This is a genomic window from Thermoanaerobaculia bacterium (genome assembly GCA_018057705.1).
In the GTDB taxonomy this organism is placed as follows: domain Bacteria; phylum Acidobacteriota; class Thermoanaerobaculia; order Multivoradales; family JAGPDF01; genus JAGPDF01.
Map to the genome: position 1 here is coordinate 1 of JAGPDF010000109.1, position 9,943 is coordinate 9,943.

Here is a 9,943-nt window from a genome sequence, read left to right on the forward strand (position 1 = left end):
GGCACTCGGGAATCCAGGGTGGGCTCCTATTTGAAGCGTGGTCGCCCACCCTGGATTCCCGAGCGCCCGAGCGCCCCTGTCAGGCATCTTTTCTCTCCGGGGAGCGGCTAAGACCCCCTCAGCTCTTCGGTAACATCCCCAGCTGCCACATGAAAAAGATGCGCTGGTCGGCGGCGTCGCGGATGCGGAGGTTCAGGGGCTTGCCCTGGCCGTGGCCGGCTTCTCGGTCCACCCAGAGAAGGACCGGCTTCTCCGCCGGGTCGCTCGCCGAGGCGGCCTGAAGGGCCGCTGCCATCTTGCGCGCATGCAGCGCATGCACCCGCATGTCGTTCTCGCCGGCGGTGAGCAGCACCGCCGGGTAGGGAGTGCCGCTCTGCACCTTCTGGTACGGCGAGTAAGCCTGGAGGAAACCGAACTGCGCCGCGTCCTCGGCCGAGCCGTACTCGGGCACCCAGTAGCGCGCCATCAGGAAGTTCTGGTAGCGCAGCATGTCGAGCAGCGGCACGGCGACCAGCGCGGCGCGGAAGAGCTCAGGCCGCTGAATGACCGCCACTCCAGTCAGCAGTCCGCCGTTCGAGCCGCCGGCGATCGCGAGCTTCGCCGGGCTGGTGTAGCGCTCGGCGACGAGCCACTCGGCGGCGGCGTAGAAGTCGTCGAAGACGTTCTGCTTCTTGGCCAGCATCCCGGCTTCGTGCCAGGCGTCGCCGTACTCGCCGCCGCCGCGCAGGTTCGGCAGCGCCATGACGCCACCGGCGTCGAACCACTGGAACATCGTGGCCGAGAAATCCGGGGTCTCCGAGACGTTGAAGCCGCCGTAGCCCTTCAAGAGCGTCGGGTTGTTGCCGTCGAGAGCGAGGCCCTTCTTGTGCACCACGAACATGCTGACCTTCGTCCCGTCCTTCGAGCTGTACCAGACCTGCTTCACCTCGACGGTCGAGGGATCGACCGGCACCGGCGGGCGCTCCCAGAGCTCCGGCTCGAGCGCCGGCCGTCCGAGATCGACGCGGAAGATGGTCGTCGGGTAGTTGAAGCTGGTGAACTTCAAGTAGGCCTCGGTGCGATCCGACTCGGTCGCGAGCCCGGCCGAGCCGATTCCCGGCATGGCGAGCTCGCCGAGCGACTTGGCCGGATTGCCCGACAGGGCGCCAGCGGCGAAGATCGCCGAGCCCGCCGACGCATCGAAGACCTCGATCACGCTGGTGGCGTTCTTCAGGTACTCGACGGCGAGAAGGCCGCGGGCGAGGCTGATGCTCTGGATCGCCATCCCGGGGCGCTCGGCGACGACGGTCTGCGGCTTCCAGGCGGAGCCGGCGGCCTTCGACCGCAGGTCATAGGCGTCGACGCGGCCGTTGGGAGCGCCGAGGTTGGTCTGGACGAAGAGCGTGTCGCCATCGACGAGGCCGAACGAGGTGCCCTCCTGGCCGATCGCCACCTCGCGCTTCTCGAGCTTGCCGGTCGCGAGGAAGTGCTGGAAGTCGGCCACCCAGAGATCGTTCGAGCGCGTTCCGGTCCAGTAGACGAGGGTGAGCCACCTGCCGTCGCGCGACAGGGAGCCGCCGGGCCCCCAGGTGGTCGCGAGCTTCTCGTTCTCCTCCTTCGTGTACTGGCGGAAGAGGATCGGATCGGCCGCGACGTCCGTACCCATGCGGTGGTAGAGCACCCGGCCGCTGTAGGGATCCTTCGGGTCCTTGAGGTTCTGGTAGACGAAGCCCGAGCCGTCGGGGAGCCAGTCGGGCGCCTGGGTCTTGTTCGGGATCTGGAGCGGCAGGAGCTTGCCCGTCTCGACCTCCATCAGGTAGAGCGTCGTGTTCTCGTCGCCGGCCTTGTAAGTGCCGTAGGCGACCAGCTGCCCGTCGTGCGAGGGCGCGATCCAGGTGATCGTGGTCAGCCCCGAGGGATCGAGCTGCGCCGGGTCGAGCAGGAGCTTCGAGTCGCCCTTGTAGCCCTGGCGCCAGTAGTAGCTCGGCTGGTTCTGGGTCCCTTCACGGCGGGAGAAGAAGTAGCGCCCACCGCGGATCGTCGGCGTCGAGACCGAGCCGACCTCCATCAGCGGACGCAGTTTCTCTTCGAGCGCCTTCCGCCCCGGCAGATTGTCGAGCACGGAGCGGGTATGGGCGTTCTGCTGGTCGGTCCAGGCGCCGACCTCGGGTGTGACCTGGCCCATGCGCTCGGGGTTCGAGTTGTCGCCCTCGAGCCAGCGGTAGTTGTCCACGATCTCGACGCCGTGGAGCGTCTCTCGCACCGGCTCGACCCGGGTCGCGGGGGGCTTCAACAGCGAAGGCGGAGCCGTCTGGCCGCCGGACTGACCGGCGGCATGGCCGGCAAAGACGACGACGGCGAGCGGGGCGAGCAGAAGGAGCGCGAACTTCATCGGAACCTCCGGGGAGCTGGGATTGATGGCGCCGCGATGGTGGATCTGGTGCAACGGCGCCCCGAAACTCTACCGCAGCCCGGGACACCCTGCCGGCGTTCCGGAGCCGGACCCTGTCTCCCCGCCGGCCCGGGAGAGTAAGATCCTTCGCCCATGGGCTCTTCCGACCGCTCCGAAGCCATCACCACGCGTGAAATCGACGCTGTCGTCATTCCGCACGGCAACAAGACCCGCATTCCGTTCGGTACCAAGGTCATGATCATGCAGAAGCTGGGCGGCACCGTCACCGTGACGACCGAGTACGGCGGCCTCTACCGGATCGACCCCGAGAACCTCGACGCCATCGGGATGGAGGTGCCAGCCGCTCCGCCAGCGGCCGACGGCGACACGGTCAAGTCGCTGGAGGACCGCGTCTGGGATGTGCTGCGTTCGTGCTACGACCCCGAGATTCCGGTCAACATCGTCGAGCTCGGCCTGGTCTACAGCTGCCTGCTCGACCCACCCGGCGCCGACGGCCGCCAGGTCGCCAATATCCAGATGACCTTGACGGCCCCCGGCTGCGGCATGGGCGACATCCTCGCCCAGGACATCCAGACGCGCCTCGAGAAGCTGCCGGAGATCTCGGATGCCCGGGTCGAAGTGGTCTTCGACCCGCCCTGGAACCAGGACATGATGAGCGAAGCCGCGCGGCTGCAGCTCGGCTTCTACTGAAGAAGACCGGGGCCCGGCCGGGGCCAGTGTCACGTCTTTTTACACGCAGAATGTAACTTTTACCTGCCTCAGCAGTAGTCTCAGATGAGAGGTTCCCTCATCTTGACGCCGCCATCGCCGCGATTCCCCGAAGTCCAGGTCACGTTGCGAACCCGCAACCGTTGGGCGGTGGCCTCCGCCGTCCGCCAGGCGCTGCGCCGCGCCGGCAAGGACCGCCGGGAGATCGACCTCTTCCTCGCCGAAGCGATGGCCACCGACGATCCCCAGGCGTTGCAGGAGACCTGCAACCGCTGGGTGAACCTCAAGCCCCTGACCTCAAACTAGCAGCACGCCGCCAAGAGAGTAGAGTGGCTCTGCTCCTCGAAAGGGGGCAGACCGCAAGCGTGACCGGCTCCGCGAAGGACTCCCACAAGTGACCTTCCCTGCAAGACAGGGCGGCCGAAGCCTCGCAGCCCCGCTGGCCTGGATAGCCCTCATGGCCCTGACCACGACCGGCTGCCGGTCCAAGGAGACCGTCCGGTTCGGCATCGTGGTCACCGACGAAGCCGTCGTCGCCGCGCAGATCGCCGCCAGCGAGATCAACGCCAGTGGCGGCATCCAGGGCCACCTCCTCGAGCTGCGCGTGATCGCAGGTGGCAGCAGTACGCGCGCCAGTCTCTCCATCGCGGCGGCCGAGGAGCTGTCCGGGGACTCCTCGGTCATCGGCGTCATCGGGCATTCCAACAGCAGCGCCAGCCTCTCCGCCGCTCAGATCTACAACGCGCGACATCTGGTTCAGATCGCCCCGACGAGCTCCGCCCCCCTGTTGAGCCAGGTCGGTCCGTACACCTTCCGGCTGGTCCCGAGCGATGTCCATCAGGCGCAGTTCCTCGCCGACCAGGTTGGCGCCGATCGGGCCCGGCCGCGCACCGCGGTGTTCTTCGTCAACGACGACTACGGACACGCCCTGCACCAGGAGTTTCACGCGCTCCTCGAGGGCGCCCAGGTGCCGGTGGTCTACGAGGCGCCCTACAGTCACGAAGAGCTCCTGCCCGACCCCGCCGCGACCGCGCGCCGGATCGCCCAGGAGAGTCCGGAGCTGCTCGTCTGGATCGGGCGCTCCGCGCAGTTGCGGCAGCTCTTGCCCGAGCTTCGCTCGGCGATCCCCGGCATCCGGATTCTGGCGAGCGACGGCATCGACGAAGCGATGACGTACCGCAACGAGGGCGGCATCCTCACCGGGGTGCAGTACGTGAGCTTCGTGGACACCCACGCCCCGCGCGCCTCCCTCGACGACCTGCGCACACGCCTGCGAGTGGCGGGCGGTCTGCCCCTGACGGCGGAGGCGGCGTTCACCTATGACGGCGTGATGTTCCTGGCACAGGCGGCGCGCAGCGCCGGCATCGGCCGCGTCGCGATTCGCGACTACCTCGCCGGAGTCGGCACGCGGCACCCTCCCTACGTCGGCATCACGGGAACGATCGCTTTCGATCCGAACGGCGATCCCCGGCCGGCCTACAATCTCGTCGAGATCACGGTGGACGGAGTTCGAATCGTCCGCACGAGCGGCCCGGAGGACTCTCCGTGAGCCGCGAGAGCCGGGCGCGCTCGCTGCAGCAGCTCTTGCTGCTCGGCACCATCGCCTTCGCGTTCGCCGCGGGCGCTCTCATCCTGGGAACGCTGGTGCTCTTCGAATCGATGCGGCGGGACGTGGAAGAGGTCACGCGCCTTCGCCTCGCCGAGCAGAACGCCGCCGACGAGATCACGACCGCGGTCTACGGACAGCTGCTGGCCGCCTACCAGCAGCTTCACGCCCCCGGCACCCGCAACAGGGACCGCTTCGACGCACTGGGTCAGAAGGCGTACACCCGCCTGCGCCAATATCTGTTTCAACCGATGACGCTCGAGGCACGACTCCAGGTCGAGACTCTGAAGGAGCAGCATCAGGCTCTCGAAGTCGTCGCGCACGGCGCCTTCGACCTCATCGCGCGCGGCGAATCGGGTGCCGCGCAGGCGCGCGTCGCCGAGATGCACCGCCTGTCCGAGCGCCTTCAGGTGGAGATGGCGCGCTTCGTGACGGTGCGCAAGGGCGACCTTCAGCTGCTCCACGAGGACCAGGTGAAGCGTTTCCGCAGAATTCTCCTCGGCATCACCCTGATGGGCGCCGCATTGACGGGGCTGGCGATCGCTTTCCTATGGTTCCTCCAGCGCAGCGTGGTGCTGCCGTTGGGTCACCTCGCCGCGGCCGCGGTCAAACTCGGGAGTGGCGACCTGTCGGCGCGAATCCCGGCGCAAGCGCATTCCGAGCTCGCAGCGGTGGCTCGCCGCTTCAACGAGATGGCGACCAGCATTCAGTCGGCACGCGCCAAGATCGAGACTCAGAATCTCGAGCTCAACGACAATCTCCGGGATCTCAAGCAGGCGCAGCAGGCTCTCGTGCAACAGGAGAAGCTGAGCGCGATCGGCTTCATGCTCGCCGGCCTGGCGCACGAGCTGAACAATCCCCTGGCCGGCATTCTGGGGAGCGCCGAGTGCATCGCCGAGGAGCTCGCAAAGCACACCGATCCGGCCGTTCGCCGGGTCAACCGCGAGCTCGTGACACCCCTCATCCGGGAGACCGCACGCGCCGGCGACCTGGTTCGCAACCTCCTCCACTTTTCTCGCCAGTCGAGTGCCCAGCCCGCTGCGGCGGACCTGCGCGTCGCGATGGACGTCGCCGCCGGGCTGCGCGCCTATGCTTTCGCCCAGGCCGGCAAGGAGCTCGCGATGCAGATTCCCGATGCGCTCTTCGTCACCGCCGACGCTCAGCGTCTCGAGCACGCCGCCTTGAACATCATGACCAACGCGCTCGAGGCGATGTCCACCGCCGGCGGCACCCGGTTGCTGGTCCGCGCCGCTGCGATCGGCACAGATTGGGTCGAGCTCACCTTCGAAGATGACGGGCCGGGCTTCGCCGAGCCGGACCGCGCCTTCGATGCCTTCTATTCGACGAAGCCAGTCGGGAGCGGCACGGGTCTGGGTCTCGCGCTCGCGCAGCGCTTCATCACCGAGACCGGAGGATCGATCACGGCCGAGAACAGGCCGTCCGGGGGCGGGCGAGTGACCCTCCGGCTGCTCGCGGCAACCGCTCCGCTGACGGTACCCGGGGTGTCGGAAGTGTCGGCGGGGACGGCGGCGACCGCGAACCCCGGGCAGGCGCCCGACGTGCCGCCGGACCTCGCCGCGGAGGGCACCCCCGCCCTCGCAGACCCGTCTGCCGGCGCCCGGGCAGGTGAGGAGCGCGTGGTGCTCGTCGTCGAGGACGAGCCTGCGCTGCGCAACATCCAGCGCCATTTCCTCGCCAGGATCGGGATCCGCACCCTTCTGGCGAAGGATGCGGCCGAGGCGGTCGCCATCCTCACGAGCCAACGCTGCGACGCGGTGGTCACCGACATCCGCATGCCTGGCGAGATGGACGGCATCGCACTCCATGCCTGGATCGAGCGCCACCTCCCCGAGCTCGCGCCGCGCTGCCTCTTCGTCAGCGGCGAGCTCGCAGCGAGCAGCGATCCGCGCGAGCTCGGCGTGCCGAACGAGCGTGTGCTCGCCAAGCCGTTCACGCGGGATGCCTACATCGCCCGCGTGCTCGCGGTCCTCGAAGGGGCCCCCGTCACCTCCTGATGTTTCTCGATCCTGCATTGACCCGCTTCGCCGCCGAGCAGCCCGGCCTGGCGCTCCGCGAGCGCTTCCTCGATCTGCCGGGAGTCCGACTCCATCTCGTCGAGGCCGGGCCGGCCGACGGCAAGCCGGTGCTGCTGCTGCACGGATTTCCCGAGTTCTGGTGGGGCTGGCGACAACAGATCCCGGTGCTCGCGGCAGCCGGGCGGCGGGTGGTCGCTCCAGACCTGCGCGGCTACAACCTCTCCGGCAAGCCCAAAGGGATACGCGCCTACGGCCTCGACCCGCTCACCGAAGACCTCCGGGGCCTCCTGGACGACCTCGGACCCGGCTCGGGCCCTGCGCCGATCGACGTCGTCGCCCACGACTGGGGGGGCGCCGTCGCCTGGTGGGGCGCCTTGCGCTTTCCGGAGCGCATCGCGCGGCTGGCGGCCCTGAACATTCCGCACCCTTCGGTCATGCGCCAGTTCCTGTTGCACAACCGGGAGCAGCGCCGGCGCAGCCGCTACATGTTCTTCTTCCAGCTCCCTTTCCTCCCCGAGCGCAAGATCCGGGCGGGCGACTTCCGGGCCTTCCGGTCGATCTTCAAACGGACCAGCCGGCCAGGGACGTTCTCCCCCGAGGACCTGGAGACCTACGCCGCAGCGGCGCGACAGCCCGGCGCCCTCACCGCCATGCTGAACTGGTACCGCGCCGCCCTCTGGTGCCCGCCGCGCCGCCCCGGCCACCGCCGGGTCGAGCCGCCGGTGCGCCTTCTCTGGGGGCTGGACGACGTCGCTCTCGGCGCCGACATGGCGGCGGCCTCGATCGCCCGCTGCCGCGAGGCCGAGCTCTGCCGCCTCCCCGGCGCCGGGCATTGGGTGCAACTCGAGGCGGCAGACCAGGTGAACGGCCTGCTGCTCGATTTCCTGACCTGAAAGCCGTACGATCTTCCTGCTCATGCGAAAAATCCTCGTCACTGGAGCTCTCGGTCAGATCGGCTCGGAGCTCGTCGTCGAACTGCGCCGTCTGAAAGGCGCCGAAAACGTCATCGCCTCCGACATCCGCCTTCCCCCGGGCGACCTCGCCCTCGACGGCCCGTTCGAAGTCCTCGACGCCACCAACGCCCGCCAGGCGCACGACCTCGTCCGGCGCTACGACGTCGGAACGATCTATCACCTCGCGGCACTGCTCTCGGCGACCTCGGAGGAGAAGCCACATGTCGCCTGGGAGCTCAACATGGGCGGGCTCTACAAGACGCTCGAGATCGCCCGCCAGGAGCGCTCAGCGGTCTTCTTTCCGAGCTCGATCGCGGCCTTCGGCCCCTCGACACCGCGCACCCAGACACCGCAGGACACCCTGCAGCGGCCGACCACGATGTACGGCGTCACCAAGGTCGCGGGCGAGCTGCTGACCGACTACTACGCCTCGCGCTTCGGCGTCGACGTCCGCGGGCTGCGCTTCCCCGGCCTGATCTCGCACAGCGCGCCGCCCGGCGGCGGCACGACCGACTACGCGGTGACGATCTTCTACGACGCCCTGCGGCACGGCCGCTACACCTGCTTCCTCGGACCCGACACCCGGCTCGACATGATGTACATGCCGGACGCGATCCGCGCCACGGTCGAGCTGATGGAGGCCGACGCCACAAGGTTGAAGCACCGCAACGCCTTCAACATCGCGGCGGTCAACTTCACCCCGGTCGAGCTCGCCGCGGAGATCCGCAAGCACATCCCCGGCTTCACCATCGACTACGACGTCGACCCGGTGCGCCAACGCATCGCCAACTCGTGGCCCGAATCGCTCGACGACTCGGCGGCCCGGGCGGAATGGGGCTGGGCGCCGCGCTACGACCTCGCGGCGATGGTCGCCGAGATGCTCAAGGAGCTGCGCATCAAGCTTCGAATCGTCTGACTTTCCGCCGCCTCGCCACCCTCGAGGCGGCCGCACGTTGTCCATCAGAGGTGTCCCTATGCCCCACGATCGTTTCCTCGCTGCCCTTGCGAACGACCTCGCCGTGCTCGACGCGCGCGGCAACCCGAAGCGCTACGAGCTGGTCATCGAGGGGGTCGTTCCGGCCACGGGAGGCTACGGCCCCCGTTATCGCATCGCCGGGCGCGACGGCGAGCTCTTCCTCAAGATGAACTCGAACAACTACCTCGGCATGAATCTGCGCCGCGAGGTGATCGAGGCCGAGGAGGAGGCGTCGCGGAAGTACGGCGCCGGTCCCGGCGCGGTGCGTTTCATCAGCGGCACCTACGCCCCGCACATCGAGCTCGAGGCGACGCTCGCCCGCTTCCACGGCCGCGAGGCGGCGATGATCTTCTCGTCGGCCTACGCCTCGATGCTCGGCGTCTTCACGCCGCTGGTCTCCGAGGAGACGGCCCTGGTCTCCGACGCCCTGAACCACAACTGCATCATCAACGCCATCAAGCTCGCGCGGCCGAAGGAGAAACGCGTCTACCGCCACAATGACGTCGCCGAGCTCGATGCCCGCCTGGCGGAAGTGGAAGGCTGCAAGCGCGCGCTCGTCGTCACCGACGGCATCTTCTCGATGCGCGGCGACGAGGCCCCCCTGCCGGCGATCTTCGAGGTGGCCAGGAAGCACGACGCCGCCTTCCCGGAGAACGTCGTGGTCATCGTCGACGACAGCCATGGGGTGGGCGCCTTCGGCGCCACGGGCCGCGGAACAGAAGAGGCCTCCGGCTCGGGCCCGGCCGACGTCCTCATCGGCACCCTCGGCAAGGCGTTCGGCGTCAACGGCGGCTACGTCACCGGCGCCGCCGGCCTGATCGACTTCCTGCGCGAGTCGGCGCCGACCTACATCTACTCGAACCCGATCACCCCCGCCGAGGCGGCAGCGGCAAAGAAGGCGGTGGAGATCCTCGACGGCCCGGAGGGCAAGGGACTCCTCGGACACTTGGCCGCCCGCACCCGCCAGTTCCGCGACGGCTTGGTGCGGCTCGGCTTCGAGACCCTGCAGGGCACCCACCCGGTCGTTCCCCTCTTCGTCCGCGACACCCCGAAGACCACCGCCCTGGTGCGGCATCTCCTGAAACACGGCGTCCTCGCCACCGGCCTCAACTTCCCCGTCGTCCCCAAAGGCGACGAGACCATCCGCTTCCAGGTCTCCGCCGACCACACCGAGAAGGACATCGACTTCGTCCTCGACGTGTTGGCGGGCTTCGGGGGGTAGGTCGCAGCGACCCGGAGGCCGATTTCTCCCGCCTCGGATACAATTCGGGG

At 68.5% G+C, this 9,943-nt stretch carries 8 protein-coding genes; 7 read left to right on the top strand and 1 reads right to left on the bottom strand.

The annotated features are described in order from the left end of the window. Nucleotides 1-118 precede the first annotated feature (118 nt). A complete protein-coding gene (locus KBI44_20045) occupies nt 119-2,371 on the bottom strand; it encodes a S9 family peptidase (protein MBP9146774.1) in 2,253 nt (750 codons plus the stop codon). Nucleotides 2,372-2,524: 153 nt separating this feature from the next. Between KBI44_20045 and sufT the strand changes: the two genes are divergently transcribed. The 7 genes from sufT to KBI44_20080 all read left to right on the top strand — a co-directional run bounded on the left by sufT (nt 2,525) and on the right by KBI44_20080 (nt 9,893). Further along, on the top strand, nt 2,525-3,082 hold the full coding sequence (gene sufT / locus KBI44_20050) for a putative Fe-S cluster assembly protein SufT (protein MBP9146775.1): 558 nt from the start codon (nt 2,525-2,527) through the stop codon (nt 3,080-3,082). An 84-nt stretch (nt 3,083-3,166) separates the two neighbouring features. Next, the gene (locus KBI44_20055; GenBank protein MBP9146776.1) at nt 3,167-3,406 is read left to right on the top strand and encodes a hypothetical protein; all 240 of its coding nucleotides are present in this window, start codon (nt 3,167-3,169) and stop codon (nt 3,404-3,406) included. Nucleotides 3,407-3,557: 151 nt separating this feature from the next. Continuing rightward, entirely contained in the window at nt 3,558-4,649 is a 1,092-nt protein-coding gene (locus KBI44_20060; protein ID MBP9146777.1) for an ABC transporter substrate-binding protein, read from the top strand. Then, nucleotides 4,646-6,721: a response regulator gene (locus tag KBI44_20065; GenBank protein MBP9146778.1), complete on the top strand. Its 2,076-nt coding sequence runs from the start codon at nt 4,646-4,648 to the stop codon at nt 6,719-6,721. Before KBI44_20060 ends, KBI44_20065 begins: the two co-directional genes overlap by 4 nt. After that, entirely contained in the window at nt 6,721-7,635 is a 915-nt protein-coding gene (locus KBI44_20070; protein ID MBP9146779.1) for an alpha/beta hydrolase, read from the top strand. The genes KBI44_20065 and KBI44_20070 overlap by 1 nt, the downstream gene beginning before the upstream one ends. A 22-nt stretch (nt 7,636-7,657) precedes the next feature. Next, nucleotides 7,658-8,611 carry an L-threonine 3-dehydrogenase gene (locus KBI44_20075; GenBank protein MBP9146780.1) on the top strand — a complete coding sequence of 318 codons (954 nt, stop codon included), beginning with the start codon at nt 7,658-7,660 and terminating at the stop codon, nt 8,609-8,611. A gap of 58 nt (nt 8,612-8,669) precedes the next feature. Continuing rightward, nucleotides 8,670-9,893 carry an aminotransferase class I/II-fold pyridoxal phosphate-dependent enzyme gene (locus tag KBI44_20080; GenBank protein MBP9146781.1) on the top strand — a complete coding sequence of 408 codons (1,224 nt, stop codon included), beginning with the start codon at nt 8,670-8,672 and terminating at the stop codon, nt 9,891-9,893. The last annotated feature ends 50 nt before the right edge of the window (nt 9,894-9,943 follow it).

Bases quoted from the DNA above. Each gene is read 5' to 3' on its own strand.
- KBI44_20045 (MBP9146774.1), bottom strand. From the start codon at position 2,371: ATGAAGTTCGCGCTCCTTCTGCTCGCCCCGCTCGCCGTCGTCGTCTTT.
- sufT (MBP9146775.1), top strand. From the start codon at position 2,525: ATGGGCTCTTCCGACCGCTCCGAAGCCATCACCACGCGTGAAATCGAC.
- KBI44_20055 (MBP9146776.1), top strand. From the start codon at position 3,167: ATGAGAGGTTCCCTCATCTTGACGCCGCCATCGCCGCGATTCCCCGAA.
- KBI44_20060 (MBP9146777.1), top strand. From the start codon at position 3,558: ATGGCCCTGACCACGACCGGCTGCCGGTCCAAGGAGACCGTCCGGTTC.
- KBI44_20070 (MBP9146779.1), top strand. From the start codon at position 6,721: ATGTTTCTCGATCCTGCATTGACCCGCTTCGCCGCCGAGCAGCCCGGC.
- KBI44_20075 (MBP9146780.1), top strand. From the start codon at position 7,658: ATGCGAAAAATCCTCGTCACTGGAGCTCTCGGTCAGATCGGCTCGGAG.
- KBI44_20080 (MBP9146781.1), top strand. From the start codon at position 8,670: ATGCCCCACGATCGTTTCCTCGCTGCCCTTGCGAACGACCTCGCCGTG.